Source organism: Serinicoccus chungangensis (assembly GCF_001483745.1).
Taxonomy (GTDB): Bacteria; Actinomycetota; Actinomycetes; order Actinomycetales; family Dermatophilaceae; genus Ornithinicoccus; species Ornithinicoccus chungangensis_A.
Genome location: NZ_LQBL01000005.1, coordinates 101,060 through 127,280, shown reverse-complemented (window position 1 = coordinate 127,280; position 26,221 = coordinate 101,060). Strand labels below are relative to the sequence as shown.

The 26,221-nt window shown below is 74.0% G+C and carries 25 protein-coding genes and 1 pseudogene; 14 read left to right on the top strand and 12 right to left on the bottom strand.

Translation table 11 applies throughout. The features are described from left to right. Positions 1-14: 14 nt before the first annotated feature. The 3 genes from AVL62_RS03580 to AVL62_RS03570 all read right to left on the bottom strand — a co-directional run bounded on the left by AVL62_RS03580 (position 15) and on the right by AVL62_RS03570 (position 3,034). Positions 15-2,216, bottom strand: coding sequence for a catalase (locus tag AVL62_RS03580; RefSeq protein WP_083518641.1), 2,202 nt, complete (start codon positions 2,214-2,216; stop codon positions 15-17). A gap of 123 nt (positions 2,217-2,339) precedes the next feature. Then, the gene (locus AVL62_RS03575; protein ID WP_058890305.1) at positions 2,340-2,828 is read right to left on the bottom strand and encodes a glutathione peroxidase; all 489 of its coding nucleotides are present in this window, start codon (positions 2,826-2,828) and stop codon (positions 2,340-2,342) included. Next, positions 2,825-3,034 carry an antitoxin gene (locus AVL62_RS03570; RefSeq protein WP_058890304.1) on the bottom strand — a complete coding sequence of 70 codons (210 nt, stop codon included), beginning with the start codon at positions 3,032-3,034 and terminating at the stop codon, positions 2,825-2,827. Before AVL62_RS03570 ends, AVL62_RS03575 begins: the two co-directional genes overlap by 4 nt. A 135-nt stretch (positions 3,035-3,169) precedes the next feature. On the opposite strand from AVL62_RS03570, the gene AVL62_RS03565 reads away from it, so the two are divergent. Beyond that, positions 3,170-4,132: a TIGR03557 family F420-dependent LLM class oxidoreductase gene (locus AVL62_RS03565; protein WP_058890303.1), complete on the top strand. Its 963-nt coding sequence runs from the start codon at positions 3,170-3,172 to the stop codon at positions 4,130-4,132. A gap of 299 nt (positions 4,133-4,431) precedes the next feature. Here AVL62_RS03565 and AVL62_RS03560 read toward each other — a convergent pair whose 3' ends face one another. From AVL62_RS03560 to AVL62_RS03550, 3 genes are read right to left on the bottom strand one after another with little or no spacing between them, the layout of a single operon-like run. Beyond that, positions 4,432-5,523 (bottom strand): FAD-binding oxidoreductase, encoded by a 1,092-nt coding sequence (locus tag AVL62_RS03560; RefSeq protein WP_058890302.1) that lies wholly within the window; start codon positions 5,521-5,523, stop codon positions 4,432-4,434. After that, complete coding sequence (locus AVL62_RS03555; protein ID WP_058890301.1) at positions 5,520-6,788, bottom strand: aromatic ring-hydroxylating oxygenase subunit alpha; 1,269 nt, start codon at positions 6,786-6,788, stop codon at positions 5,520-5,522. The genes AVL62_RS03560 and AVL62_RS03555 overlap by 4 nt, the downstream gene beginning before the upstream one ends. Positions 6,789-6,812: 24 nt before the next feature. Next, positions 6,813-8,879, bottom strand: a complete 2,067-nt coding sequence (locus AVL62_RS03550) for an NADH:flavin oxidoreductase (protein ID WP_058890300.1) — start codon at positions 8,877-8,879, stop codon at positions 6,813-6,815. Positions 8,880-8,952: 73 nt separating this feature from the next. Between AVL62_RS03550 and AVL62_RS03545 the strand changes: the two genes are divergently transcribed. Next, positions 8,953-9,891 carry a LysR family transcriptional regulator gene (locus AVL62_RS03545; protein WP_058890299.1) on the top strand — a complete coding sequence of 313 codons (939 nt, stop codon included), beginning with the start codon at positions 8,953-8,955 and terminating at the stop codon, positions 9,889-9,891. On the opposite strand, the gene AVL62_RS03540 is transcribed toward AVL62_RS03545, so the two are convergent. After that, positions 9,879-10,742: a LysR family transcriptional regulator gene (locus tag AVL62_RS03540; RefSeq protein WP_058890298.1), complete on the bottom strand. Its 864-nt coding sequence runs from the start codon at positions 10,740-10,742 to the stop codon at positions 9,879-9,881. The genes AVL62_RS03545 and AVL62_RS03540 overlap by 13 nt on opposite strands. 69 nt (positions 10,743-10,811) lie before the next feature. Between AVL62_RS03540 and AVL62_RS03535 the strand changes: the two genes are divergently transcribed. From AVL62_RS03535 to AVL62_RS03520, 5 genes and pseudogenes are all read left to right on the top strand, one after another. After that, a complete protein-coding gene (locus AVL62_RS03535) occupies positions 10,812-11,768 on the top strand; it encodes an EamA family transporter (protein WP_235585494.1) in 957 nt (318 codons plus the stop codon). A gap of 71 nt (positions 11,769-11,839) precedes the next feature. Next, complete coding sequence (locus AVL62_RS03530) at positions 11,840-12,292, top strand: SRPBCC family protein (RefSeq protein ID WP_058890297.1); 453 nt, start codon at positions 11,840-11,842, stop codon at positions 12,290-12,292. Further along, positions 12,289-13,116 (top strand): annotated as a pseudogene (locus AVL62_RS18170) (FAD-dependent oxidoreductase); the annotation flags it as partial. The gene AVL62_RS03530 and the pseudogene AVL62_RS18170, both read left to right, overlap by 4 nt. A gap of 152 nt (positions 13,117-13,268) precedes the next feature. Next, on the top strand, positions 13,269-13,601 hold the full coding sequence (locus AVL62_RS18165; RefSeq protein ID WP_419177480.1) for a hypothetical protein: 333 nt from the start codon (positions 13,269-13,271) through the stop codon (positions 13,599-13,601). Positions 13,602-13,633: 32 nt separating this feature from the next. Then, positions 13,634-14,095, top strand: coding sequence for an SRPBCC family protein (locus tag AVL62_RS03520; RefSeq protein WP_058890296.1), 462 nt, complete (start codon positions 13,634-13,636; stop codon positions 14,093-14,095). An 81-nt stretch (positions 14,096-14,176) separates the two neighbouring features. Here AVL62_RS03520 and AVL62_RS17740 read toward each other — a convergent pair whose 3' ends face one another. Both AVL62_RS17740 and AVL62_RS17735 read right to left on the bottom strand, forming a co-directional pair. After that, complete coding sequence (locus AVL62_RS17740; RefSeq protein ID WP_083518640.1) at positions 14,177-14,674, bottom strand: alpha/beta fold hydrolase; 498 nt, start codon at positions 14,672-14,674, stop codon at positions 14,177-14,179. Then, on the bottom strand, positions 14,650-15,054 hold the full coding sequence (locus tag AVL62_RS17735; protein ID WP_083518639.1) for an alpha/beta fold hydrolase: 405 nt from the start codon (positions 15,052-15,054) through the stop codon (positions 14,650-14,652). Before AVL62_RS17735 ends, AVL62_RS17740 begins: the two co-directional genes overlap by 25 nt. Positions 15,055-15,243: 189 nt before the next feature. Between AVL62_RS17735 and AVL62_RS03510 the strand changes: the two genes are divergently transcribed. Beyond that, positions 15,244-16,746 carry a SulP family inorganic anion transporter gene (locus AVL62_RS03510; protein WP_058890295.1) on the top strand — a complete coding sequence of 501 codons (1,503 nt, stop codon included), beginning with the start codon at positions 15,244-15,246 and terminating at the stop codon, positions 16,744-16,746. Between the two features lie 7 nt (positions 16,747-16,753). Here the strand turns inward: AVL62_RS03510 and AVL62_RS16890 are convergent, their stop codons facing one another. Then, a complete protein-coding gene (locus AVL62_RS16890) occupies positions 16,754-17,917 on the bottom strand; it encodes a hypothetical protein (RefSeq protein ID WP_058890294.1) in 1,164 nt (387 codons plus the stop codon). Positions 17,918-17,999: 82 nt separating this feature from the next. On the opposite strand from AVL62_RS16890, the gene glsA reads away from it, so the two are divergent. Next, complete coding sequence (gene glsA, locus AVL62_RS03500) at positions 18,000-19,796, top strand: glutaminase A (RefSeq protein ID WP_058890293.1); 1,797 nt, start codon at positions 18,000-18,002, stop codon at positions 19,794-19,796. Between the two features lie 155 nt (positions 19,797-19,951). Beyond that, a complete protein-coding gene (locus AVL62_RS03495) occupies positions 19,952-21,058 on the top strand; it encodes a serine hydrolase domain-containing protein (RefSeq protein ID WP_058890292.1) in 1,107 nt (368 codons plus the stop codon). Between the two features lie 80 nt (positions 21,059-21,138). Here the strand turns inward: AVL62_RS03495 and AVL62_RS03490 are convergent, their stop codons facing one another. Continuing rightward, positions 21,139-21,561: a PPOX class F420-dependent oxidoreductase gene (locus AVL62_RS03490; protein WP_058890291.1), complete on the bottom strand. Its 423-nt coding sequence runs from the start codon at positions 21,559-21,561 to the stop codon at positions 21,139-21,141. A 113-nt stretch (positions 21,562-21,674) separates the two neighbouring features. Between AVL62_RS03490 and AVL62_RS03485 the strand changes: the two genes are divergently transcribed. Further along, positions 21,675-22,379, top strand: a complete 705-nt coding sequence (locus AVL62_RS03485; RefSeq protein WP_058890290.1) for a hypothetical protein — start codon at positions 21,675-21,677, stop codon at positions 22,377-22,379. Between the two features lie 398 nt (positions 22,380-22,777). After that, positions 22,778-23,710 (top strand): hypothetical protein, encoded by a 933-nt coding sequence (locus AVL62_RS03480; RefSeq protein WP_058890289.1) that lies wholly within the window; start codon positions 22,778-22,780, stop codon positions 23,708-23,710. 365 nt (positions 23,711-24,075) lie between these two features. Here the strand turns inward: AVL62_RS03480 and AVL62_RS03475 are convergent, their stop codons facing one another. Further along, positions 24,076-24,774: a DUF899 family protein gene (locus AVL62_RS03475; RefSeq protein ID WP_058890288.1), complete on the bottom strand. Its 699-nt coding sequence runs from the start codon at positions 24,772-24,774 to the stop codon at positions 24,076-24,078. Positions 24,775-24,910: 136 nt separating this feature from the next. Here AVL62_RS03475 and trhA point away from each other — a divergent pair, with 136 nt between their 5' ends. Then, positions 24,911-25,582: a PAQR family membrane homeostasis protein TrhA gene (trhA, locus tag AVL62_RS03470; protein ID WP_058890287.1), complete on the top strand. Its 672-nt coding sequence runs from the start codon at positions 24,911-24,913 to the stop codon at positions 25,580-25,582. After that, positions 25,579-26,211 (top strand): dienelactone hydrolase family protein, encoded by a 633-nt coding sequence (locus AVL62_RS03465; RefSeq protein WP_058890286.1) that lies wholly within the window; start codon positions 25,579-25,581, stop codon positions 26,209-26,211. Before trhA ends, AVL62_RS03465 begins: the two co-directional genes overlap by 4 nt. Positions 26,212-26,221: the final 10 nt, after the last annotated feature.

Sequence of the window (26,221 nt, the reverse complement as noted above, 5' to 3'; positions counted from 1 at the left end):
GGAGCGGGGTCGGGTCAGACGTCGCGGGCCCAGTGGCGCAGCGCGCCGCAGGCCACGAGGAACTCCTGGGGGTCGACACTGCCCAGGTCGTGGCAGGCCTCGTCGAGGCTGCCGTCGATGCCGCCGGCCTCGAGCAGCGCCCGGGCGCCGGGCAGGTGGCCGATGACCTTGTAGTGGCTGAAGGCGTCCGAGACGAAGTCCCGCGTGGCCGGGTGGCCGGCGAGCTCCTCGGCGCCGGTGCCGTCGCCCAGCAGGGCTACCGCGTCGAAGAGCACCGAGGGGGCGCCGTCGATCTTGTGGTCCACGGGGCGTCGGGTGCCGTCCGCGAGGGTGACCCCGCCCACCTTGAGGCCGATGGTCTCGACCAGGGCCCCGCCCTGCTCGAAGGTGTCCTGGAGCGTGTCCAGCACCGAGGCCTCGACCCCGTCGGTCACGAGGATCCCGAGCTTGCGCCCGTCGAAGCTCTCCGGTGCCCGCGTCGTCATGCTCAGGGCCGGGGACTCGGGCAGGTCGTGCCTCGGGGCCTGGTGCGCCTCGGTCGCGTCCGGCAGCTCCATGCCGAGCCCGTCGGCCACACCGGCGGCGAGCTCCTCGTCCACGTTGCGCAGGTTGGCCACGACCCGCGTACGGATCTGCGGGATCTCGCACTTGGAGAGCTCGAAGACGAAGGCCATCCGGATGTGCTGCTGCTCGGTCGCGCTCTGGCTGCGCCAGAACTGCCCGGCCTGGGAGTAGTGGTCGGCGAAGGACTCCGGTCGGGTGCGTCGGGTGTCGCCGCTCTCGTGCCGGGCCACGCTGCGGTAGCCCCGCTCGGCGTCCGCGCGCGGACCGGCCGCCGCCCCGGTGAAGGAGTTCGGCTCGTAGGTGGCGCGGCCGGACTGCGCTCCGGTCTGCATGTGCCCGTCCCGCTGGAAGTGGGCCACGGGGCACCGGGGGGCGTTGATGGGCAGCTGGGTGAAGTTGGGGCTGCCGAGCCGCTTGAGCTGGGTGTCGAGGTAGGAGAAGTTGCGGCCCTGCAGCAGCGGGTCGTTGGTGAAGTCGATCCCCCGGACGATGTTCTGGGTGCAGAAGGCCACCTGCTCGGTCTCGCTGAAGACGTTGTCGACCGTCCGCTCCAGCCGCAGGGTGCCGATGACCCGCAGGGGCACCTGCTCCTCGGGGATGACCTTGGTCGCGTCCAGGACGTCGAACTCGAACCGGTCGGCGAACTCGTCGTCGAAGGTCTGCACGGCGAGGTCCCACTCCGGCAGGTCACCGTTCTGGATGGCCTGCCACAGGTCCTTGCGGTGGAAGTCGGGGTCCGCGCCGTTGATCTTCACCGCCTCGTTCCACACGACCGACTGCAGGCCCTGGCGGGGGACCCAGTGGAACTTCACGTAGGTGCTGCGCCCGTCAGCGTCGACGAACCGGAAGGTGTGCACGCCGAACCCCTGCATGAAGCGGAACGATCGGGGGATGGCGCGGTCCGACATCTGCCACAGCAGCATGTGCGTGGACTCCGGCATGAGCCCGGCGAAGTCCCAGAAGGTGTCGTGCGCGGACTGCGCCTGCGGCCAGCCCCGGTCCTGCTCCTCCTTCACCGCGTGCACGAGGTCGGGGAACTTCACCGCGTCCTGCACGAAGAAGACGGGGATGTTGTTGCCGACGAGGTCCCAGTTGCCCTCGTCGGTGTAGAACTTCACCGCGAACCCGCGCACGTCGCGGGCGAGGTCGAAGGAGCCCAGGTTCCCGGCGACCGTGGAGAACCGGACGAAGACCGGCGTCTGCTTGCCCGCCTCGGCGAACAGCGAGGCGCAGGTCAGGTCGGAGAGGTCCTCGGCCGCGGTGAAGGTGCCGTGGGCGCCGTACCCGCGGGCGTGGACCACCCGCTCCGGGATGCGCTCGTGGTCGAAGTGGAAGATCTTCTCGCGCAGCGCGAAGTCCTCGAGCAGGGTGGGGCCGCGCTCGCCCGCGGTCAGGGAGTTCTGGTCGTCCGCGAGCGGCAGGCCCTGGGCGGTGGTGAGGACCTGCTGGTCCGGACCCGGCTGCTGGTGCAGCTCACCGCCCTTCCCCGGCTGCGTCCGCGGCGTGTAGACCGGGTTGTCGGCGGCCTGACCCGTGGTGCTGGGGGTCGGCGGGCTGGGCACCTCCGGGGCCGGAGGGTAGGAAGGCGCGGCCGGCTGGTGCCGGTGCGCCGCGGGGGTCGGGGTGGTGGCGTCGCCGTCGTGGTGGCCCATGTCGATCTCCTCGGTCGTCGGGGCGTGCCCCGGCGAGGTCGACAGCCGGCGGCACGAACACCGTCGACGCTAGCCACCGCGGCGCCGTCCCGCGCGCTCATCCGCCAGGGGGCCCGAGGGCGGTCACGGCACGAGGGGCAGCATCCTCGCCAGGTCCGCGCGGATCGTCGCCGGACGGGTGGTGGGGGCGTAGCGCTGCAGCACCTGGCCGTCCGGACCCACGAGGAACTTGGTGAAGTTCCAGGTGATGCGCCGTCCCAGCAGCCCCTTCTTCTGCTGCTTGAGCCACCGGTAGAGGGGGTGCGCACCGGAGCCGTTGACCTCCACCTTGGCGAACATCGGGAAGCTCACGCCGTAGTTGCGGTGGCAGAAGTCCCCGATCTCCTCGGCGTCGCCGGGCTCCTGGCCGCCGAACTGGTTGCACGGGAAACCGAGCACGACCAGACCGTCGTCGGCCAGCTCGGCATACAGCTCCTCCAGGCCCGCGAGCTGCGGGGTGAGGCCGCACCGGCTGGCGGTGTTGACCACGAGCACCGCCCGCCCGGCGTAGGCGCCGAGGTCCTGCTGCTCGCCCGCGAGGGTCTCGGCGGTGAAGTCGTGCAGGCTCCTCACGCGCGCTGCTCGTCGTCGCCGAGAGCCGCCTTCCTGGCCTTGTCGGAGGCGGAGCGGATCTGGCTGGAGTACTTCCCCTTGGTCTGCCGGTCGGCGAAGCCGGCAGCCTTGTCCAGGTAGGACCTGGTCTTCTCGGGGTTCTTGCGGGCGAAGCGGCGGGCCGCGTCGGCGGCGGCGCCGAGGGCGGCAATCTTGCGGAAGGGCATTCGGGATCCTCTGCTCGACGGTGTCACGAACCTGTCACCTGCTCAACGCGCCAGCCAACCACACGTTCCCGCCCCCGTGCGCGGACCGGGGCGGCACGCCGCGCGCCGCGTGCGGGCGCCTCCTACGGTGAGGACATGCAGATCGGATTCAAGCTCTTCGCCGAGAACTACTCCCCCACCGAGCTCGTCCGCCAGGCCGTGGAGGCCGAGCGGGCCGGCTTCGACTTCGTCGAGATCAGCGACCACTTCCACCCCTGGCTGCCCGAGCACGAGCACTCGCCGTTCGCCTGGTCGGTGCTCGCGGCCATCGCCGCCTCGACCGAGCGCATCGGCCTGGCGACCGGGGTCACCTGCCCGACGATCCGCTACCACCCGGCGATCATCGCCCAGGCCGCGGCGACCACCCAGATCCTCTCCGACGGTCGCTTCACGCTGGGCGTGGGCTCCGGCGAGCGGCTCAACGAGCACGTCGTCGGCCAGGGCTGGCCGGAGGTCCGGGACCGCCACCAGCTGCTCCGGGAGGCGATGGAGATCATCCGGCTGCTGTGGCAGGGCGGCTACCACTCCTACCGCGGCGAGTTCCTCACCATCGAGGACGCCCGCGTCTTCGACCTCCCGGACACCCTCCCGGACATCGTCGTGGCCATCGGCGGCCCGCAGGCGGCGCGGCTCGCCGCGGACCTCGGTGACGGCATCTTCACCACCGACCCGGACGCCTCGCTCATCGAGGCCTTCGAGCAGGCCGGTGGCTCCGGGCCGCGCTACACCGAGGTGCCGCTGGCCTGGGCCACGGACGAGCAGGCGGCCGCCGAGTCCGCGCACCGCATGTTCCGCTTCGGCCTGGGCAGCTGGCGGGTCAACAGCGAGCTGCCCAACCCGGCCCACTTCGACGCCGCGACCCAGTTCATCACCCCGGACTCGATGCGCGAGGTCTTCGCCTGCGGCCCTGACGTGGAGCGTCACCTGGAGGTGGCCCGGCAGTTCTCCGACGCGGGCTTCGACCGGCTCGCCCTCATCAGCGCCGGCCCGGACGTCGACGGCTTCATGCGCTTCTTCACCGACGAGCTGCGCCCCCGGCTGTCCGAGCTGTCGGGCTAGCGGCGGGCGGGCCGGGGCGGTGGGGGTGCGACCTCGACCTCACCGACCTGCAGCCCGCCACCCGCTCGGGTCGTCCCGCCACGTGCGTGGCTCAAGCACCACGCGTCGCACTCTGCGGGGACATGTGCGTCCGTCCGGGAAAAAAACGCGACCGGATGGACATCTCTCAGCAGCCTGTGGCCCGTGAGGCCCGTGAGGCCCGTGAGGTTCGTGAGGCTGCAGCCGAGCGGGCCGCTGGTCTGGCGGACGACGTGCCCCCATCAGGAGCGACCAGGCCCCCATCAGGAGCGACCAGGCCCTCAGGCCTCGATGACGCAGTCCTCGAGCGGGGTGGAGCAGCACAGCAGAACCTTGTCGGCGGCGATCTCCCGGGGCCGGATCCCGCCGCCGTGCCGCATGTCCACGCTGCCGGCCAGCAGCTGGCTCTTGCAGGTCCCGCAGACCCCCTCGGCGCAGGAGGACGGCAGGCTGAGGCCGGCCTGCGCGGCGGCGGCGAGGATCGTCTGACCGGGGGCGCAGGGCACCTCCCTGCCGCTGCGGGTGAGGGTGACGGTGTGCGTCCGCGACTCGGCCGCGGTGGTGCCGCCCCGGCCGTCCCCGCCCTCGCCGGTCAGCACCGCGCCGGCCGGGTCGAGCACGAAGGACTCCTGGTGGCACCGGGCCGGGTCGCAGCCGAGCTCGGTCAGCAGGCCGCGCACGGCGTCCATGTAGGGCCCCGGTCCGCAGGTGAACACCTCCCGGCCGGCCGCGTCGGGTGCCAGCTCGGCGAGCAGCCCGGCGGTGAGCCGCCCGCGGGCACCACGCCATACCTCGTCCTCGCTGTCGCCCTCGCAGACGACCGCGACCCGCAGCCACGGCAGGGCCGCCGCGAGGTCCTCGAGCTCGCGGCGGAAGACGATGTCGGCCGGGGTCCGGGCGCTGTGGACGAAGACGACGTCGTGCGGCCCCGGCGTGCCGACCATGGTCCGCAGCATCGACATGAGCGGGGTGACGCCGCTGCCGGCGGAGAGCAGCAGGTGCGCCGCCGCCGGGTGCTCGTGGGTGCTGAAGACGCCCATCGGCCCGCTCACCCGCAGCCGGTCCCCGACCCCGAGCCGGTCGTGCAGCCACGTCGACACCGGACCCTGCCGCTTCACCGTGAGCGTGAGGGTGCCGGCCTGCAGCGGGGAGGAGGCGATCGTGTAGCACCGGCTGGTCTCCCGGCCGTCCACGTCCGCCGTCACCGTGACGTACTGCCCCGGCCGGAACGACAGCGCCGCGCCGCCCGGCAGCGCGAGGGTGATGCTGCGCACGTCGTGGGTGACCTGCTCGACGTGGACGCACACCAGCGGCTCGTCCACGTGGTCGAGGTATGTCGTGGCGCCCGTCTCGCGGACCAGCACCTCGGTCATCGGGCCAGCTCCGCGCGCAGCCGCGCGACGTACCACGCGACGAAGGACTCCACCTGGCGCTCGCTGGGCGAGTAGGGGCCGGGGACGTAGGCGGGGTCGGTCACGCCCTGCTGGGCCCGGGCGCAGAACTCGCCGTCCTCCTCGTTGGTGTGGTCCCACACCTGGGTCAGCCGTTCCAGGTCGTAGTCCTCTCCCTCGACCGCGTCCTCGTGGACGAGCCAGGTGGTGCGCACCAGCGTCCGGTCCGGCGCCAGGGGCAGCACCGCGAAGGTCACGACGTGGTCGGAGAGGAAGTGGAACCACCCGTTGGGTTGGGTGTGCACCGAGGCGCGGCCCAGCCGGGGGGTGTCGAAGTCGGCGAGGAGCCGACGGCTGGCCACCGTCCCGTCGAGCGTGTAGGACTCGCCGGCGCCGTCCAGCGCCTCGCGCTGCACGCGGAACGCCGAGACCCGCTCCTCCTCCAGCGCCTCCACCTCGGCGAAGGCCATCCCGCGCTCCAGGCAGGCCGCCTCGAGCTCGGCCTCGGCGGCGAGGTAGCGCTCGTGCGCCGGCATGAGCCGGGCCGGGATCCTGTCCCGGTCGTAGCCGTAGGTCGGGAAGAAGGTGCAGGTCAGCTCGGGGTGGCCGCCCTCGCAGTGGTAGCACTCCCGGTTGTTCTCCATCACCAGCTTCCAGTTGGCGTGCTCGACCAGGTCGTGCTGCGCGGCGACCTTGGTCCGCAGCGGCTGGTGCGGGTCGAGGTAGGGGGCGACGGTGCCGGCCAGCTCCTCCACGTCGGCCGGGGGCTCGTCGGCGAGGCAGACGAAGACCAGCCCGGACACGGTCCGCACGTGCACCTTCCGGAGCCCGAAGCAGGACCGGTCGAAGGTCGGCGCCTGGTCGCCGGCGTGCAGCAGGGTGCCGTCGGTGGCGTAGGTCCAGCGGTGGTAGCCGCAGACGATGTTGCCCACGGACCCGGAGCGCTCGGTGAGCACCCGCGAGCCGCGGTGCCGGCAGACGTTGCGCAGCGCGCCGACCTGCTCGTCGTCGTCGCGCACGACGATGACCGAGTGCGGGCCGATGTCGACGGTGACGAAGTCGCCGGGCTCACGGATCTCGGCCTCGGTCGCGACGAAGATCCAGCACCGGGCCCACACCGCCGCCAGGTCGGCGTCGTAGACCTCCTGGCTGGTGTAGAAGGGGGCGTCGAGGCTGAAGCCCGGCACGCGCCGGGCGACCAGCCCGGCGAGGTCGGTGGCCTCGGGGGCGGAGGTCAGGGCGGTCATGGGGTCCTCCTTCGGGTATGCCGCTCAGACGGCCAGGCAGAGCCGCAGGGCGTCGTAGATCGCGGCGTGGATGTTGCGGCTGGCGACCGCGTCGCCGATGCGGAAGAGCTGGAAGCCCGGCGCGGGACCGGTGGGCGGGGTGGGTGCCGAGGCGCCGGCCCCGACCAGCTGGGGCCGGACGGCCAGCAGCGCCTCGTGGTCGACCGCGCCGGCGTTGACCGACAGCGGCACGAGCTGGTGGTAGAGGTCGTCCAGCGGCAGGGTGCCGTGCTCCACGACGACCTGGTCGACGCGGCGCTCCACCTCGGCACCCGAGTAGTCGTGGCGCAGCCGCGCCACCAGGCCCCCCTCGGGGTGGCGAGTGACCCCGACGAGCCGGGTGGCGAGGGTGACCGCCACCCCGTGCTCGTCGAAGGCCCGCAGGTAGGCGGGGGAGTTCATCCCCCCGACCAGCGGGGCGATCATCCGCTCGGGGGTGACGAACTCCACCCGGGCCCCCCGGGTGGCGAGCAGCTCGGCGGCGTCCACCCCCGGCTCGGCGCCGTTGTCGTCGTAGACGAGCACGCTGCCCCCGGCGCGCACCTCCCCGGCCATGACGTCCCACGTGTCCCGCACCAGCCCGGCGCCCTCGAGGAGGAACTCGTGATTCGGCATACCTCCCGTGGCGACGATGACGACGTCCGGCTCCTCGGCCAGCACCGTCTCGACCTCGGCGTAGACACCGAGCCGCAGGTCGACCCCGGCGTGCTTGAGCTCGCTGACCCGCCAGTCGACCACCCCGACGAGGTCGCGCCGGCGGGCCGGGCGGGACGCCAGCTTCACCTGGCCCCCGGGCAGGTCGTCGGCCTCGAGGACGACGACGTCGTGGCCGCGCTCGCCGAGCACCCGGCCGGCCTCGAGCCCGGCCGGGCCGGCGCCGACGACCACGACCCGGCGGCGTACCGGGGCCGGGGGGACGACGTGGGCCAGGGTGAGCTCGCGCCCGGTCGCGGGGTTGTGCAGGCACTTGGCGTCACCGGACTCGTAGATCGCGTCGAGGCAGTAGTTGGCCCCGACGCAGGGCCGCACCCGGTCCTCCTCGCCCCTGGCGATCTTGGCCACGAGGTAGGGGTCGGCCATCTGCGGACGGGTCATCCCGACGAGGTCGAGCAGCCCGTCCCGGATGGCGTGCCGGGCGGTGGCCGCGTCGGAGATCCGCGAGGCGTGCATGACGGGCACGTCGACCTCGCGACGGATCTCCCCGGCGAAGTCGAGGAACGGTGCGGACGGGGTGCCCATGGAGGGGATGACCCGGGCGAGGGTCGCGTCGCTCTCGATGGTGCCCTTGATGACGCTGAGCAGGTCGACGCCGTCCTGGGTGAAGGCCCGCAGCGCGGTGAGCGCCTCCTCCCGCTGCAGCCCGTCCGGCCGGTCCTCGTCCATGGACATGCGGATCGCCAGGACCGGCTCCGGCCCCAGGGCGGCCCGCACCGCGCGGACGACCCGGCGCGGGAAGGCCATCCGGCGCTCCAGGGAGCCGCCCCACTCGTCGTCCCGGTGGTTGGTCGCGGGGGAGAGGAAGGCGTCCAGCAGGTGCCCGTAGCTCTGCAGCTCGATGCCGTCGAGGCCACCCTCGACGCAGCGCTGGGCGGCGCTGACGTAGTCGTCGACGATCCGGTCCAGGTCCCACGCCTCCGCGACCTTGGGGAAGGCCCGGTGCGCCGGCTCGCGCAGCGGCGAGGGGAAGACCGTGGGGAGCCAGTCGGCGGTGTAGTTGCTGGTCCGGCGGCCCAGGTGGGTGACCTGGCACATGACGGCGGCGCCCTCGGCGTGGACCGCGTCGGTGAGGCGGCGCATCCACGGGACGATCTCGTCGCGGTGCAGCTCGAGGTTGCCGAAGGCCGGCGGGCTGTCGCGGGCGACGACCGCCGAGCCGCCGATCATGGTGAGCCCGACCCCGCCGCGGGCCTTCTCCAGGTGGTAGGCGAGGTAGCGCTCGCGCGGCAGCCCGCCCTCGGCGTAGGCCGGTTCGTGGCTCGTGCTGACGACCCGGTTGCGCAGCCGGAGGCCCTTGATGGTGAAGGGGTCCAGGAGCGGGTCGAGCGTGCGCATACCGCGAGTCTGCGGCGCGGGCGGTCGTGCGCACCAGCGCCGGAAAGTGCACGGTGTCGTGCACACTGGCTGCATGATCGACCGGCGCCTGCAGGTGCTGCGGATGGTGGCGCAGCGCGGCACCGTCACGGGCGCCGCCGAGGCTCTGAGCTACACCCCCTCCGCGGTCTCCCAGCAGCTGCGGACCCTGGGCCGCGAGCTCGGGGTCGAGCTGCTCGTCCACGACGGGCGCGGCGTCCGGCTCAGCCCGGCGGCCCGGGTGCTGCTGGACCGCACCGACGAGCTGGTGTCCCGGTGGGAGGAGATCCGCGCCGAGGTCGCCCGGGTGGCCGAGACCGGCGGTGGCGTGCTGCGGCTGGCAGGCTTCTCCACCGCGGCCTCCGCGCTGCTGCCCCCGGTGGCCGCCCGGGTGCGCGCCGAGCTCGGCGGCGAGGTGCAGATCGTCGAGGCCGACCCCGAGGAGTGCTTCGAGCTGCTGCTCACCGGACGTGCCGACGTGGCGGTCGTCGTCGCGGTCGCCACGCTGCCGGCCAGCACCGACCCGCGCTTCGAGCAGCGCCACCTGCTCGACGACCCGATCGACCTGCTCGTCCCGGAGGGCCACCCGCTGGCGGGTCAGGAGTCGGTCGCCCTGCGGGACCTGGCGGCCGAGCGCTGGATCATGGACCGGCCCGGCCGGCCCTACCACGAGCTGCTCCAGACGGCCTGCACCGGCGCCGGCTTCACGCCGTCGGTCGCGCACTACGCCGCCGAGTGGGACACCGGCGCGGCCCTCGTCGGTGCCGGCCTGGGCATCGCCCTGGTGCCGCGCCTCGCGCACGTCCCCGCGGCCTACCCGGTCGTGCGGGTCCCGCTGCACGGCGACCCCGCCCCGGCCCGGCACCTGCGCACCGGCATCCGACGGGGCAGTGCCGACCACCCCTCGGTCGCCGCCGCGCTCCGGGCGCTGGAGGACGTGGCCGCTCCCCGGCGCCGGTCCGGCGCGGGCCCGTCCGCCGCTCAGCCCGCGTAGGCCTCCCGCACCAGGGCGAGCAGCTCCTCCAGCACGCTCGGCGGGTCCTCGCGCCACCAGATGAGGAGGACCTCGACGGGCGGGGCGTCGCGGACCGGGCGGAAGACGACACCGCGCCGGGAGTACTGCGCCGCCGTCGCCTGCGAGGTCAGCCCGACCGCGCGACCGGCGGCGATGACGGTCAGCCACTCGTCGGTGCCGCGTACCTCGCGCCACGACCCGGGGGCCCGGTCCGGGTGCCACAGGTCGGTCGTGGTCGTGCCGGTGGCCGTGTCCAGCGCGACCGTGCGGTCGGCGAAGTCGTCCATCCGCAGGCTTCGGCGTCCCGCCAGCTCGTGCTCGGCGGGCAGCGCCGCCATCCTCGACTCGCGGCCCAGCGCGGCGGTGGCGATCTGGGAGACCCCCGGGTCGCGGCGGACCACGGCCAGGTCGACCGTTCCCTCGTTGAGCCCGGCGAACCGCGTCGTCGTGTTGACGAAGGTCAGCTCCGAGCCGGGGTGCCGTCGCGCCCACTCGCGCTGCACGGTGGCGGTGTGCGCGCCGAGCGCCGCCCAGGCATACCCCACCCGCACCTCACGCCCCTCGTCGTGCGCGGCCCGGACCACGGCCCGCGCCTCCTCGACGCTGGCCCGTGCGTGCCGGAGCACGCGGCGCCCGGCGGTGGTCACGGTGACCACGCGGCCGCCGCGCTGGAGCAGCCGCATCCCCAGCGTGCGCTCGAGGGCGCCGACGTGCCGGGAGACCGACGCCTGGGTGGTGCCCAGCGCGATGGCGGCGTCGGTGAAGGTGCCCTCCTCGACGACGGCGAGGAAGGAGCGCAGGTCGCGCAGGGAGACCTCGGGCTGAGCCATACGGCCAGTGTATGCAGCGTGCAGGCCGTGCATTTTTCGTATGCCTCGCCGCCGCCCAGACTCGGCGGTATGTCGATGAGCCAGACCACCGTCCGTGCGCGGACCGCAGACGCCGCCGCTCCCCGCCGCACCAGCCCGCGTGACGTCGTGCTCATGCTCACCGCGGCCACGAGCACGCAGGTGGGCGCCGCGTGGGGCAGCCACGCCTTCGGGGCGATCGGCCCGGCCGGCGTGGTCGCGGTCCGCCAGCTCGTGGCCTCCGTCGTGCTGCTGCCGCTCACCCGGCCGGACGTCCGCCGGCTGACCCGGGGGCAGTGGGCCCGGGTGGTCTGGCTGGCGGCGATGTTCGCCGGGATGAACCTCGGGCTCTACGCCGCGGTCGAGCGGATCGGGCTGGGGCTCGCGGTGACCCTGGAGTTCCTCGGACCGTTGGCGGTGGGCCTGCTCGGGTCGAGGTCGGTGCGCGACCTGGCGCTGGCGGCGGTCGCGGGGGTCGGGGTCTACGTCCTCGTGCTGCCGGGGCCCAGCAGCGACTACCTCGGCGTGGCCTTCGGGCTGGCGGCGGCGGCGTGCTGGGGCGGCTACATCCTCGCCAATCGCTCGGTCGGTGCCGCGCTGCCCGGGGTGCAGGGCACGGCGCTCGCGACCGCGGTGTCGGCGACGGCCTACCTGCCGGTGCTCGTCTGGCTGGCCCTCACCGACCGGTTCACCCCGGCCGCGCTCGGCTTCGCCGTGGTGGCAGGGGTGTTCTCCACCGTGGTGCCGTACTCCCTCGACCTGCTGGTGCTGCGCCGGGTCCCCGCGCCGGTCTTCGGGGTCGCGATGAGCGCCCACCCGGTGCTGGCGGCGCTGGTGGGCCTGGTGCTGCTCGGTCAGCTGCTCGCGCTGCACGAGTGGGTGGGCATGGCGCTGGTCGTCGTCGCCAACGCCGTGACGATGGCCGCAGGGGGCGGGCGAGCCGCTGAGCGGCAGGAGGCCACCCCGCCCGTCGGACGGGCCGCGGCCGGCAGCTCGCGTTCCCGGTGAGCACACCGGTGCCTCGACCCCCCGGCATCCTGCGGTCGACAGCACTCTCCTCCGACCGCTTGACTGGACCCATGACCGAGGAAGTGCAGATCGTGTCCGCCAGCCGTGAGATCGCCGCCCCGCCCGAGGCCATCTTCGAGCTCATCGCCGATCCGGCGCAGCAGCCCGCGTGGGACGGCAACGACAACCTCACCGAGGTCGTGCGCGGAGACCGCGTCCGGGCGGTCGGCGACGTCTTCTCCATGCGGGTGACGAACGGCAAGGTCCGCGACAACCACGTGGTGGCCTTCGAGGAGGGCAGTCTCATCGCCTGGCGGCCGGCCAGCGAGGGCAAGGACCCGGCCGGACACGAGTGGCGGTGGGAGATCGAGCCGCTCCCGGGAGGTGGCAGCCGCGTCACCCACACCTACGACTGGACCGAGCTCACCGACGAGTCCCGGATGGAGCGGGCCCGAGCGACCGGCGAAGCCCAGCTGCAGGCCTCCCTGGACCGGCTCGCCAAGGTCGTCCAGAGCGCGATATGAGCCGGCAGGAGAGCACCCACTACGACGTCATCGTCATCGGCGGCGGCCCCGCCGGGGAGAACGCCGCCGACTACGCGGCCCGCAGCGGGCTCGACGTCGCGGTGGTGGAGGCCGAGCTGCTCGGCGGTGAGTGCTCCTACTGGGCCTGCATGCCGAGCAAGGCCCTGCTCACCCCGCTCGACGTCGCCGCCCAGGCGGACCATCTGGGCGGCCTGGTGACGCCCTCCCTCGACCGGGATGCCCTGCTTGCCCGGCGCGACTCCTTCACCTCGGACTGGGACGATCAGGGTCAGGTCGACTGGGCACATGGGGCAGGGCTGACGGTGGAGCGTGGCCGTGGGCGGGTCACCGGAGAACGCGAGGTCACCCTGGGCGACCGGGTGCTGCGAGCCCGCCGTGCCGTGGTCGTCGCGACCGGGAGCGAGGCGGTGGTGCCCGAGGTCTACGTGGACGTCGCACCGTGGACCAGCCGGGACGCCACCGCGATCCACGAGGTCCCGGACACGATCGCGGTCGTCGGCGGAGGTGTCGTCGCGTGCGAGGCCGCCCGCTGGCTCGCGGCCCTCGGCGCCGAGGTCACCATGCTCGTCCGGGACGACCGGCTGCTGGCCCGCGCGGAGGAAGCCGCTGCCGAGATCGTGGCCACCTCGCTGCGCGACGCCGGCATCACGGTGCGCTTCGGGGTCGAGGTGGGGTCGGCATACCGGGACCCGCCGCTCACCACCGCGGTGGGGCACCCGCGCGGCACCGAGGTCACCCTCGTCGTCGACGGCGGGGAGGAGAGGTATGCCGAGGTGTTCGTCGCCACCGGCCGTCGCCCGGCACTGCGCGACCTGGGGCTGGAGTCCGTCGGGGTGCAGGTGCCGGAGCGTGGTGGGCTCGCCGCGCAGGACCTGCCGGACTGGTTGGAGGTCGTCGGTGACGCCTCCGACGAGGCACCGCTGACGCACTGGGGCAAGTACGACGGCCCGACGAGGTGCCCGTCCCGCAGGTGGTCTTCACCGACCCGCCGGTCGCGTGGGTGGGGCGCACCAGCGCGGAGGCGCCCGACGCCAGGGTGCTGGACGCCGACATGTCGGCCGTCGCCGGTGCCTCGCTGCAGCGGGACGACGTCACGGGGTGGGCCCGGCTCGTCGTCCAGGACGATCGCCTCCTCGGCGCGACCTTCGTCGGACCGCACGCCGGAGAGCTGCTGCACGCGGCCACCGTCGCGGTCGTCGGTGGGGTGCCGCTGAGCGTGCTGCGCCACGCGGTGCCCGCCTACCCGACCGTCAGCGAGATCTGGCTGAAGTTGCTCGAGCAGCACTGAGCCGAACCGTCGCTCTTTGCGATGATGCGGGTATGCGCTCGCTCGGCGGAGAGGTCACCCTGCACATCGACGCGACCCCCGGGGAGGTCTGGTCGCTCGTGAGCGACGTCACCCGGATCGGGGAGTTCAGCCCCGAGACCGTGGCGGGTCGGTGGACCGGCGGCTCGACCGGCCCGGAGGTGGGCGCGACCTTCGCCGGGAAGGTGGTGCGCAACGGCGTGGGGCCGACCTACTGGTCCGCCTGCCGGGTGACCCGGTGCGAGCCGGAACGGCTCTTCGAGTTCTCGGTCGGCACCAGGAAGGTCGTCGTCAACAACTGGGGCTACCGGCTGCGACCGTCGGGGGAGGGCACCGAGGTCACGGAGTACTTCCGGCTCGAGCCGATCCTGCCGCTGCGGCTCTACTGGGCCGTGCTCGGCCGTGCCCGCGGCCGCACCAACGAGCAGGGCATGCGGACCACGCTGCAGCGGATGAAGGCCGTGCTCGAGGGGTGACCTCGACGGTGGTGCAGAAACGGTGTTGCACGTCCGTCGCCCTGACGACAGATGTGCCGCACCGTTCCTGCACCAGGGTGGTCAGCCGAGGATCTCGCGCAGCGCGGCCGCGAACTCGTCCGGGCGTCCGGCCGGGCGGCCGTAGACCTCGCCCATGAAGCCGCCGTGGTCGCCCGGCACGACCACCGCCTCTGCGCCGAGGGCCTGCGCCACGGACCGCGCCCCCCGCGCGGCGGGAGTGTCCCCGGAGTCCTCGCCCACGGCCAGCACCACCCGGCCCCCCAGGTCGCGCAGCCGGTCCGGGTCGAGCTCGAGCGCGTTGCAGGCGGGCATGTTGCGGAAGAGCGGGTCGTCGCGCGACCCGTCGTCCCCCGGCGGTATGCCGAAGGCGGCGGGGTCGGGCGCGGGTCGGCCCAGGAAGCTCTCGTCCAGCTCGCCCGGGGCCATCACCAGCGCCATGAACCGGGCCATCGCCGGGCCGTGCCCGTCCCGCTCGTAGGTCCGGCGCACCTCCTCGCAGGCGGCCAGCGCCACCTCGCGGTCGGGCAGGTAGGTCACCAGCGGGGGCTCGTGCGCCACGACCCGGCGGACCTCGTCCGGGTATGCCGCGGCGTGCGCCAGCGCATTGACGGCACCCCCCTGCTGGCGAAGACGTCGACCGCGCCGACCCCCAGCGCCGCGACGACGCGGTGCAGGTCCTCCGCGTGCTGCTCCGGGGCCAGGGGATCGGTGCCGGCGGGGTTGCGGCCGGCGCCGCGGGGGTCCATGGTCACGACCGGCCGGTCGTCGAGCCTCTCGGCCAGCGCAGCGAAACCCGCGGCGTCCATCGGCGAGCCGACGGCCAGCAGCACCGGTCGGTCGGCTGAGGCCTGCGCGAGGTCGCCGTGCACGTCATACGTGATGAGGTCCTCGCCCTCGCCGACGGTGCGGGTGGTGGGTCTGTGCTGGGGCGTGGTCATGGATGTCCGTCCTGTGCCGGGGTCTCTGCACGGTGAGACATCCGCACGGCACCCGACTCATCGCCCTCGACGCGACAAGCCCGACCGACGGTAGACTGGATACGCCTCGCCCCGTGAGTCCGCCCCCGGACCGGTGCCGCGGCATACCTCCTGACACCACCGACGATCCTGCGAGGACTCGCACTGTCCATGCTGCCTGCCTCCGCACCCACCAGCACCCCCGACCCGCACTCGGTCCGCGCCGCGCTGCGCTCCCCGGCGCGCCTGCGCACCGAGATCCTGGCCGGCCTCGTCGTGGCCCTGGCCCTCATCCCCGAGGCCATCTCCTTCTCGGTGATCGCGGGCGTGGACCCCCGGGTCGGCCTGTTCGCCTCCTTCACCATGGCGGTGACCATCGCCGTGGTCGGCGGTCGCCGCGCGATGATCTCCGCGGCGACCGGGGCTATCGCCCTGGTCATCGCCCCGGTGATGGCGCAGCACGGCCTCGACTACCTCATCGCGACGGTGCTGCTGGCGGGCCTGCTGCAGATCGTGCTGTCGGTGGCGGGGGTCGCGCGGCTCATGCGCTTCATCCCCCGCATGGTCATGGTCGGCTTCGTCAACGCCCTGGCCATCCTCATCTTCATGGCGCAGATCCCCTACCTCGTCGGGGTCCCGTGGCTCGTCTACCCGCTGGTCGGGCTGGGGATCGCCGTCATGGTCCTGCTGCCCCGGGCGACCACCGCGGTCCCGGCCCCGCTCGTCGCGATCGTGCTCATCACCGGCATGGCGCTGCTCGCCGGCTGGCAGCTGCCCGACGTCGGCGACGAGGGGCAGCTGCCCGACAGCCTGCCCTCGTTCTTCGTCCCCGACGTCCCGCTGACGTGGGAGACGCTGCAGATCATCGGCCCCTACGCCCTGGCCATGGCCCTCGTCGGGCTCATGGAGTCGCTCATGACCGCCAAGCTGGTCGACGACATCACCGAGACCGGCTCGGACAAGACGCGGGAGGGCTGGGGACAGGGCGTCGCCAACCTCGTCACCGGGGCCTTCGGCGGCATGGGCGGCTGCGCGATGATCGGCCAGACGATGGTCAACGTCCGGGTCTCCGGCGCCCGCACCCGCATCTCGACCTTCCTCGCCGGGGTCTTCCTGCTGGTCCTCGTCGTGGCCCTCGGCGACCTCGTCGCCTCGATCCCCATGGCCGCCCTGGTGGCCGTGATGATCATGGTCTCGGTGGCGACCTTCGACTGGCACTCCATCGCCCCCGCGACCCTGCGGCGGATGCCCAAGAGCGAGAACCTCGTCATGCTCGCCACCGTCGTCACGACGGTCGCCACGCACAACCTCGCGATCGGCGTCGTCGTCGGGGTGCTGACCGCCATGGTCGTCCTCGCCCGCCGGGTCGCGCACTTCACCCAGGTGGTGCGGGTCGAGAGCGGCGACCCCGGGGTGGCGCGGTACCGCGTGGTCGGCGAGCTCTTCTTCGCCTCCAGCAACGACCTGGTGCACCAGTTCGACTACGCCGGCGACCCGCAGACCGTGGTCATCGACATGTCCGAGTCGCACATCTGGGACGCCTCGACGGTCGCCGCGCTCGACGCCATCGAACGTCGGTATGCCGCGCACGGCACCACGGTCGAGATCGACGGCCTCAACGACGCCAGCCGCGCCCGCCACCAGCAGCTCGCCGGTCACCTGGGGAGCATGTAGCCGCAAGTCATCCGGCGGCGGGGTCCACCCAGGCGGTGAAGACGGGGATCCCGTGCCAGGCCGCGCCGCCCCGCCCGGTGTCCAGGGCGACCGCGACGACGGCGTGCGGGCGGTCCAGCCGCAGGTGGATGCGGCGGACGAGGACCTCTTGCTCGTGCGCCATCCCGGTGGCCCGGATCCCCATGCCGGTCACGGCGGCCGCCTCGAAGCCGGTCGCGGAGTAGGCGGCGACCGCGGCCTGCCGGGCCTCGGTCTCGGCGGGTCGCTCCTCGGGGCGGACGTAGCGCGCCAGGGACGCCAGCGCGGTGGCGAAGCCGGGGGCGTCGGCGAGGTCGTGCTGCGAGGACAGCCGCCAGGACGGCACCCACCCGCTCCACTCCTCGACGACCTCGTGGACGGCGGCGCGGACCTCCCGGTGCTCGCTCACCGTCCAGGCGTGGCCGTCCTCGACCACCTCGACGGCGTCCGGGAGCCGGGTCGACGCCAGGGACGCCGCCACCTCGTGCGCGGCCGCGAGCACCTGCTCCCGCGGGACCGCCGGGTCCGCGACGACGCTGACCACCGCCAGCCCGGAGGTCGTCGTCGGGGCGACGACCCCGACCGGCCCGGCCGCCGCGGTCCGCATCACCAGGTGGCGGGCGGTCGCCGCGTCGGTGCCGAGGCCACCGTCCTCGAGCTCCTCGAGGGGGGCGCGCCAGGAGATCCGCGTGGCCAGCGCGGAGGCCAGCACCAGCCGGGTCAGCTCGGTGATCTCCAGCGGGAAGGTCTCGATGAGACCGCCGGTGCGCTCGGCCGCCCACCGGTCGGCGCCGGCCTGGTCGGGCAGGGGGCCGTCCTCCACCGCGCCCGGCACCGACCAGCCCGCGAAGTCCGCCGTGAGCGCCGCGGCGTCGGCCCACCGCGCCACCGCTGTCGTCACCGCCGGGTGCGGGTCGGCGAGGAGGTCGGCCAGCATCGCCCTCGCCCGGCCCGCCGGGAGCCCGAGCTCCTCCTCGAGGAGTGCGCGGTCCGCTGGCTCGGCCTGGTCGGCCACGAGCGCGAGCAGCAGCCACGCCCCCAGCCCGGACCCCACGCCCGGGCCGGCGAGGACGCCGGAGTCGAAGCGCACGGCATACCGGCGGAGGGCGGCGCGCGTCGCAGTGTCGGTGTCGGGGGCAGGGTCGGTGTCCACGGCTCCGATCCTGGCACCTGCGGGGCGGCCGCGTCGGAGGCATAGGCTCGGTGCCGACGGCACGACCCCGAGGAGCAGCCTGATGCGCAACCCGGTGCAGGACTACCTGGAGCAGATCGTCGAGCAGTGCGGCGCCGCCGGGGGTGAGGTCGCGGCCTACATCCCCGAGCTCGCGGCCGCGGACCCGGACCGGTTCGCGCTGTGCCTCGCGACCGTGGACGGTCAGGTCTACGAGGTGGGGCAGGCCGAGCACCGCTTCAGCATCCAGTCGATCTCCAAGCCCTTCACGTATGCCCTCGGGCTGCACGACCAGGGCGTCGAGACGGTGGCGCGCAAGGTCGACGTCGAGCCCTCGGGCGACGCCTTCAACGAGATCAGCCTGGCCCCGGGCAGCGGGCGGCCGAAGAACCCGATGATCAACGCGGGTGCCATCACGGCGACCTCGCTCGTCGCGGGGGACGACGAGGACGACCGCTTCGGGCGGGCCCTGGACTGGTTCGGCGCCTTCGCCGGGCGTGAGCTGGAGGTGGACGAGGGGGTCTACGGCTCCGAGCTGGCCACGGCGCACCGCAACCGCGCCATCGCCCACATGCTCCGGGAGTTCGAGATCCTCGAGGACGACCCGGAGGAGGTGCTGAGGCGGTACGTCCGGCAGTGCTCCATCGCCGTCGACACCCGCGACCTCGCGCTCATGGCCGCGACGCTGGCCAACGGCGGGCGGCAGCCGCGGACGGGCCGGCAGCTGCTCGAGGCCCACCTGGTGGAGCACGTCCTCTCGGTGATGACGACGTGCGGCATGTACGACGCCGCCGGGGACTGGGTGAGCGCCGTCGGCATGCCGGCCAAGAGCGGGGTGAGCGGCGGCATCATCGGCGTCCTGCCGGGTCAGGTGGGGGTCGCGGTGTTCTCGCCGCGGCTGGACGCCCACGGCAACAGCGCCCGGGGGGTGGCGCTCTTCGAGCGGATGTCGCGGGACATGGAGATGCACCTCATGCACGTCAGCCGGGGGTCGCGCAGCGCCCTGCGCAGCAGCTACTCGCTGCAGACCGCGCGCTCGCGGACCCGCTGGCAGGGGGCCGACGACGAGGTGCTCGACCGGGTCGCCGGCCGGGCGCGGGTCTACGAGCTGCACGGCGACCTGCTCTTCGCCGGTGCCGAGTCGGTGGCCCGGACCGTCGTGGAGGACGCCCCCGAGGTGGCGGTCTTCGACCTCACCCAGGTCAACGAGATCGCGCAGGTGAGCAGGGTGACCCTGCTGGCGCTGCGGGACCGGCTGCGGGAGGCCGGGTCAGAGGCGGTGGCCGTCGACCCGGCGGGCGTCTTCCCCGACCCGGACGCGGGGACCGAGCGCGCGTCACCGATCTTCCCCGACCTGGCCTCGGCCGTCGAGTGGTGCGAGCGCGAGCTCATCCGCGCGCACTGCGGGCCCCGCCCGGAGCCGGACCCGGTCGAGGACCACCCGCTGATGCGGGACCTCGAGGCGTCGGCGGCCGAGGCGGTGCGCGCGGCGATGACCCGCCGGGTGGTCCCGGACGGGGAGACGGTCCTCGAGGCCGGCGGCCCGTTCTCCGGGGTGCACCTCATCGTGCGCGGCCGGGCCGAGGCGCTCGGGACGGGGCCGGACGGTCAGTCGGTGACCCTCGTGACCATGGGTCCCGGCACGTCCTTCGGTGAGCTGGCCCTGGGGACCGACGGCGAGCAGCAGACGACGATCCGGGCGGTCGAGGAGCTGGAGCTGCTCGTGCTCACGGCGCAGGACCTGGCCCGGCTCGCCGACGAGGACCCGGTGATCGGGGTCCAGGTCTGGCGCGCCATCGCCCGGGACGGCTACCGGGTCGCCGACCGCGCCCTGCGCCGCGGAGCCGTCCGCGCCCGCTGAGCCTGCGCTCGGCGTTGTCCACAGGCGGTGCACAACGTGTGGAGAACGACAACGGTGTAACTCGGTCGTCGCGGAGGCCGGCCCGGTGCTCGCGGTGCGATGAGGAACGGCGCGCCGCGGGGTCCGACCCGCATGAGCATCGTGAGGAGAACAGCGTGAGCGACCTGACCGACCTCGTCCGACGGCACGTGCGCGAGGGCACGGCACCCGGGATCGTGGCCGCGCTCGGCGACGCCGGGGGCGGGCTGGAGGTCGCGGCGGCCGGCGACCTCGACACCGACGCCGTCGTCCGCATCCAGTCCATGACCAAGCCGGTGGTGGCCGTCGCCGCCCTGCGCCTCGTCGCGCGCGGCGGCCTCGGACTGGACGACCCCGTCGACCGCTGGCTGCCCGAGCTCGCCGACCGTCGGGTCCTGCGCGCCCCCGGTGCGGCGGTGGACGACACCGTCGACGCGGAGGGCGCGATCACGGTGCGGCACCTGCTCACCTGCACGAGCGGCTACGGGATGATCCTGGACGACTCGCCGCTGCGTCGGGCGATGGCCGACGCCGGTGTGGAGGCGGGCCCGGAGCCGGTCACGCTCGCGGCCGATGCGTGGCTGTCGGCGCTCGCGGGCCTGCCGCTGGTCGCGCAACCGGGGCGGACCTGGCGCTACCACCACTCCTTCGGCGTCCTCGGGATCCTCCTCTCCCGGGTCGTCGGTCGGCCGCTCGGCGAGCACCTGCGCGACGACCTCCTGGGTCTCCTCGGCATGACCGACACCGGGTATGCCGTGCCGCCCGCCAACGCGCACCGTCTCCCCGCGGCACACCGCCGGCTCGAGGACGGCGGGTTCGTGCAGGTCGAGCCGGCCGGCGCGGGCCACTACGTCGCGGGAAGCACAGCCGAGCGCAGCCACGACGAACTGGTCTCGACCCTCGCGGACTACGCCGCCTTCGCGCGGATGCTGGCGGCCGGGGGAGCGCACGAGGGCGAGCAGGTCGTCGATCCTGCGCTGCTCGTCGCCCTGCGCACCGACCAGGTGCCCGCCGCCGCCAAGGACCCGGAGGGCTTCTTCCCCGGCTTCTGGGAGAGCTCGGGCTGGGGCTACGGCGTGGGCCTCGAGGTCGGCGGCGAGCACGCCGGTCGGTTCGGCTGGTCCGGCGGTCTCGGCACGGACTTCTGGGTCGACCCGGACACCGGCAGGTATGCCGTGCTCCTCACCCAGGTGGAGATGGGCCCGGCGGCCTTCCGGCTGCTGGCCGACCTGCAGTCCCTCTGAGCAGGTCCCTCCCGTCCGGCGCGGCGCGCCCGGGGTCGGGTCGGGGCAGGGGAGCCGGGGCCTGGGCCGGGGTCGGGTCGCTACCCCTGGGCCACGCCGTAGACGTGCTCCACCCGGAGCCGGACGACGAGGCGCCGGTCGGCGACCATGGCCCGGCGGTAGTCGTCCCAGTCGGGGTGCTCGCCCTGGGCGTCGCGGTAGAGCGCGACGAGCTCCTCCACCGTGGCGTCCTGCTCGTGCCGCGCCGTCGGCGAGAGCTCCACCGTGCCCTGGGCCACGGCATACGACCACCCGCTCGCGCTGGTGACGAAGAGGCTGGAGCGCGGATCGCGGCGCAGGTTGGCGACCTTGGCCCGGCCGTCGGTGGTGGAGACCCGCACGAGCGAGGCCTCCGGGTCGATGACGTAGGTCACCAGCGAGAGCTGCGGCTGACCGTCGCGCTTGATCGTGGTGAGCGCGCCGTTCGAGCCGGCGGTCAGGATGTCGCGCAGGGCCGGATCCATGTCTCCATCATGGCCGCTGCGGAGCGGCACGGCCAGGGCCACGGCCCGGGCGTCCCCTCGGGCGTCCGCCGCCCCGTGTCCCTCGGACCCGCGGGTCGCGTAGGTTCGCCGGCATGCACTCCTTCCACCTCGTGCGGGTCCCGGCCAGGGTGGGTGCGCTGGCCCTCGCCCGACCCCCGCGGGACGTCCCCGGCCTGCGGCACGCCGAGGTCATGGCGACGATGACGCTGGGGGCGCCGGTCGTCTCGCCGCAGCGCCTGCAGGTGCACCGCCTGGCCGTCTTCGCCCGCTGGGAGGACGAGGCGGCGCTGGAACGCTTCCTCGCGACGGACCGGCTCGGGCGCACGCTCGGCGACGGGTGGCACGTGCGGCTGGAGTTCCTGCGCCGGTGGGGGCAGGTGCGCAGGCTGGGACCTTTGCCGGAGATCGCCGGGCGCTCGGACCCGGCCGAGCCGGTGGTCGCCGTGACGGTGGCCCGGATGCGGATCCCGGAGGTGCCGCGCTTCGTGCACTGGGGCCGGCCGGTCGAGCGCCAGGTCCGCGACCACCCGGCTGCGACGCTGGCGCTGGCGGCATACCTCCCGCCGCGCACCGTCTCGACCTTCTCGGTATGGCGCAGCGCCCGCGAGATGACCGGCATGGTCCACGGCCGCGACGCGTCGGCGGACGGCCGGCACGGCGGCGAGGTCGGGGCGCGGCACGCCCGGGCCATGCGGGAGCGCGAGCGGCGCGACTTCCACCGCGAGTTCACGACCCTGCGCTTCCGGCCGCTGTCCGAGCACGGCATGTGGGACGGGCGGTGGGTGCTGCCGGGCTGAGCGACCAGGACGGCGAGAGGGGCGGCATACCCGCCCGTCGCGACGCAGGGTGCGCCAGCGGTGTCGCGACGCAGGGTGCGCCAGCGGTGTCATGACGGGCGCCGCGCGAGAGGTGTCGTGAGGCCCCGCGGCCCCACGCGTCCCGTCGGCACCACGAGCATCAGCGTGGGGAGAGGTGTCGTGACGCCCCGCGGCCCCACGCGTCCCGTCGGCACCACGAGCATCAGCGTGCGGAGAGGTGTGCATCTGCCAGGGGTATCTCTCCGCGTCAGCGCGACATCTCCGCGCTCCGGTGCCGACGCGACGCATGGTGCACGAGAGGTGCGCCCGCGGTCCCGCGCGTCTCTGCCTGTGGACGACGGCGGCCGGCCGGCCTCCGACCCGGGCATCCTGGGGCGATGGAGGGGGAGGTGCTGACGCTGCTGGGGAGCCTGGGCCACGTCGCGGCCACCGCGGACCTGGCGGCGCTCGGCGTGGGGCCGCGAGAGACGCAGGCGCTGGTGAGCGCCGGTGTCCTGGTGCGCCTGCGCCGCGGCACCTTCGTCGAGGGGACGGTATGGCGCGCGGCCGCACCCTGGGACCGGCACGAGATGCGGGCCCGGGCGGTGCTCCGGGCGTTCGGCCCAGGGGCCGCCGTGGCGCTGAGCCTGCACAGCGCGCTGGCCGCGCAGGGGCTGGGCGTGCACGGGGTCGACGACCGGGCGCACCTGTGCCGCACCGACGGTGGGCGCAGCTCCCAGGACGCCGTCGTCGTGGTGCACCGGCGGGTGCCCAGGGAGTTCGTCGTCGACCTCGAGATCGGGCAGGCGGTGCAGGTCGCCCTGGCGGTGCTGCAGGTGGCCGCCCGGTTCGGCGTGGAGTCCGGGCTGGTCAGCGCGGACGCGGCGCTCCGGCACGGGCGGGCGACGCGCGCCGGGCTGGACCGTGCGCTCCCGGTCCTGGGCGGCGGCCGTGGGCAGCTGCGCGCCGCCCGCACGGTGGAGCTGGCGTCGGGGCTCAGCGAGTCCGCGGGGGAGTCCCGCACCAGATGGTTGCTGCTGACGCTCGGTCTGCCGCTGCCCGAGCAGCAGGCGCAGATCGTGGACCGCGACGGGTCCTTCGTGGCGCGGGTCGACTTCCTCTACCGGGACCGCGGGGTGGTCGTGGAGTTCGACGGGATGCTCAAGTACGACGACCCCGGCGCACTGCGTCAGGAGAAGCTCCGTGAGGACCGGCTGCGGGAGCTGGGCTACGAGGTCGTGCGGCTGACATGGGCCGATCTCGCGGACCCGCGCGTGGTGCAGCAAAGACTGACGGCGGCGTTCGCCCGGGCCCGCGCGCGCCGGGCCTGAGCCACGTCTGGCGCGCCCGCCACGCTCCGGACGCGCTCGCCGGCCAGCCCCCCGCCGGCGGATCGCCCGCCGCGGGCCTCCGCCTGCGCCTCGGCCGCCGCGGGCCACCCCCACGCGTCGTGGCCCCGTCGGCCGCCGGACTGCGGGCGACGCGGCATACCCCAGTCACAACAGCCACAAAGGCACCATGATGTGGGGATGTGTCCGGACGCCGGGGAAATATCCCGTGCTGCTGGACATATCCCCGCACGATGGGGACCTTGTGACGGGAGTGAGATGTGAGGCAGGGCCGGCGGAGTGGTGGGCCCCGGCAGGGACCGCCCCCCGCCGGCAGCCCGGCACCCCTCGGCCGACCCCCCGGCCCCTCAGCCGTAGGTCGGGTACTGCGGCCAGCCCTGCGGGCTGTCCTCCCAGTCCTGCTGACGGCCGTATGCCGTGCGGTCCATGATGTGCGCCACCGGCAGCGTGGCCTCGGTGCCGCGGGCGGTGGTCGCGTAGGTGAGGTAGGGCACCCCGTCGCGCAGCAGGTAGTAGGAGTACCCGGGGAGCTGGTAGGGCTGACCGTCCTCGTCCTCGCGGTTCCACCCCCAGTCGTGGTGGTAGGTCGTCCCGCCCGAGGACACCCAGGTGTGCGACCAGCCCCGCCGGGTCCGCCACCGCTCCAGCTTCTCCACCGGCGCCTGCGAGATCATCGCGAAGGCGATGCCCTCCTCCTCCAGCCGCTCCATCCGCGCCGGCAGGGTGTCGACGGCCCACGTGCAGCTCGGGCAGCCCTCCTCCCAGTCCGGCCCGAACATGACGTTCTGCACGAGCAGCAGGTAGTGCCCGTCGAAGAGCTCGGTGAGCCGCACCGGTCCGTCCGGCCCGTCGAACGCGTAGTCCTCCACCTCCACCATGGGCAGCCGCCGCCGCGCGGCCGAGACCCGGTCGTTCAGCCGGGTGACCTCCTTCTCCCGGGCGACCTGCTCGGCCAGGGCGGCCTCGAACGCCGCACGGTCGACGACCGGCGGCGCCACGTCGGGCTGGTCGGCCTTGCTGCTGCTGCTCGACAGGCTCGTCGTCATGGGTGCTCCCCTTCCCTCGTCCCCTGCTCCTCGCCGGCACGGGCGGTCACGGGGTCCGACTCTCGGGCGGTCCCGGAGTCATCGCCACCCCGACTACCCTGGGGAGCCCACGGCATACCCCCTCGGAAGGTGAGTGATGGACACCGTCCACCGCAGCCGCGACGGCAGCGTCCACGTCACCGACGAGCGCATCAACACGATCTCCCACCTCGTCGGGTCCTGCTTCGCGCTCCTCGGCTCGGCGCTGCTCGTCGCGCAGGCGGGCGCGACGGGGGACCCGTGGCGCATCGTCGGGCTGTCGGTGTATGCCGCCTGCCTGGTCACCCTCTTCGTCGCCAGCACGGCCCACCACGGCCTCGACCGCGGCCCGCGGGTCAACGAGCTGCTGCGGACGCTGGACTACACCTCGGTCTTCGGCCTCATCGCGGGCACCGTGACGCCGATCGTCCTCGTCCTGGAACGCACGGTCGCAGGCTGGGCGGTGCTCGGCACGGTCTGGGGCATCGCGGCGCTCGGCATCGCGGCGCGCTCGATGTGGACCGACCTGCCCAAGTGGGTGACCAACACCCTCTACATCGTCCTCGGGTGGATGCCGGTCGTGCTCGTGCTCACCGGGCTCACCCTCCCGCTCGGTGCCCTCGCGCTCATGGCCGCCGGCGGCGTGGTCTACAGCGTCGGGTTCGTCATCTTCATCCTCGAGCGGCCCAACCCGGTGCCCGGCGTCTTCGGCTTCCACGAGATCTGGCACCTCCTCGTCATGATCGCCGCGGCGCTGCACTTCCTGCTCATGTACGCCTACGTCCTGTGACCGCCCGCCTCCTCGACGTCCGGCGGCACGTCGACCCGGTCGCCCGGGTGCTCGTCCTGCACGGCGGCCAGCAGCAGGGCACCGAGCCGACGAGCTGGCGCCAGCTGTCGGTCCTGCGCAGCCGGGTCCTCGCCTCGGCGGTCGCCCGGGCGGGTGCCCGGCGCCGGCTCGACGTCGTCCTCCTGCGGTATGCCGTGCGCGGGTGGAACGACGGTGCCCCGCTGCGGGACGCCCGGTGGGCGCTGGGCCGGCTGCGCGAGGAGGACCCCACGCTGCCGACCGGTCTGCTCGGCTACTCCATGGGCGGCCGGACCGCGCTCCGGCTCGCCGAGGAGGTCGAGACCGTGGTCACCGCCGCCGCCTGGGTGGACCGGGCCGACCTGGCCCTGCTGCGCCCGCCGCGGGGCGGGCGGGTGCTCATGCTGCACGGGGCGCGCGACGAGGTGACCTCGCCCGAGGGCACCCTCGCCGCCGCCGACCGGCTGCGCCGGCTGGGGGCGGACGTGCGGGTGCGCACCGACCTGGACGACACCCACGGTCTGGTCCGGCACGCGCGCACCTGGCACCGGCTCGCGGCCGAGCACCTGGTCGGCGAGCTGACGGGCTCGACGCGCGAGCCACACCCCTGAGCGGCATGAT

Coding starts and splice junctions, on each gene's coding strand:
- AVL62_RS03580 (WP_083518641.1), bottom strand. CDS start 2,216: ATGGGCCACCACGACGGCGACGCCACCACCCCGACCCCCGCGGCGCAC.
- AVL62_RS03570 (WP_058890304.1), bottom strand. CDS start 3,034: ATGCCCTTCCGCAAGATTGCCGCCCTCGGCGCCGCCGCCGACGCGGCC.
- AVL62_RS03565 (WP_058890303.1), top strand. CDS start 3,170: ATGCAGATCGGATTCAAGCTCTTCGCCGAGAACTACTCCCCCACCGAG.
- AVL62_RS03560 (WP_058890302.1), bottom strand. CDS start 5,523: ATGACCGAGGTGCTGGTCCGCGAGACGGGCGCCACGACATACCTCGAC.
- AVL62_RS03555 (WP_058890301.1), bottom strand. CDS start 6,788: ATGACCGCCCTGACCTCCGCCCCCGAGGCCACCGACCTCGCCGGGCTG.
- AVL62_RS03550 (WP_058890300.1), bottom strand. CDS start 8,879: ATGCGCACGCTCGACCCGCTCCTGGACCCCTTCACCATCAAGGGCCTC.
- AVL62_RS03545 (WP_058890299.1), top strand. CDS start 8,953: ATGATCGACCGGCGCCTGCAGGTGCTGCGGATGGTGGCGCAGCGCGGC.
- AVL62_RS03540 (WP_058890298.1), bottom strand. CDS start 10,742: ATGGCTCAGCCCGAGGTCTCCCTGCGCGACCTGCGCTCCTTCCTCGCC.
- AVL62_RS03535 (WP_235585494.1), top strand. CDS start 10,812: ATGTCGATGAGCCAGACCACCGTCCGTGCGCGGACCGCAGACGCCGCC.
- AVL62_RS03530 (WP_058890297.1), top strand. CDS start 11,840: ATGACCGAGGAAGTGCAGATCGTGTCCGCCAGCCGTGAGATCGCCGCC.
- AVL62_RS03520 (WP_058890296.1), top strand. CDS start 13,634: ATGCGCTCGCTCGGCGGAGAGGTCACCCTGCACATCGACGCGACCCCC.
- AVL62_RS17735 (WP_083518639.1), bottom strand. CDS start 15,054: ATGACCACGCCCCAGCACAGACCCACCACCCGCACCGTCGGCGAGGGC.
- AVL62_RS03510 (WP_058890295.1), top strand. CDS start 15,244: ATGCTGCCTGCCTCCGCACCCACCAGCACCCCCGACCCGCACTCGGTC.
- glsA (WP_058890293.1), top strand. CDS start 18,000: ATGCGCAACCCGGTGCAGGACTACCTGGAGCAGATCGTCGAGCAGTGC.
- AVL62_RS03490 (WP_058890291.1), bottom strand. CDS start 21,561: ATGGATCCGGCCCTGCGCGACATCCTGACCGCCGGCTCGAACGGCGCG.
- AVL62_RS03485 (WP_058890290.1), top strand. CDS start 21,675: ATGCACTCCTTCCACCTCGTGCGGGTCCCGGCCAGGGTGGGTGCGCTG.
- AVL62_RS03480 (WP_058890289.1), top strand. CDS start 22,778: ATGGAGGGGGAGGTGCTGACGCTGCTGGGGAGCCTGGGCCACGTCGCG.
- AVL62_RS03475 (WP_058890288.1), bottom strand. CDS start 24,774: ATGACGACGAGCCTGTCGAGCAGCAGCAGCAAGGCCGACCAGCCCGAC.
- trhA (WP_058890287.1), top strand. CDS start 24,911: ATGGACACCGTCCACCGCAGCCGCGACGGCAGCGTCCACGTCACCGAC.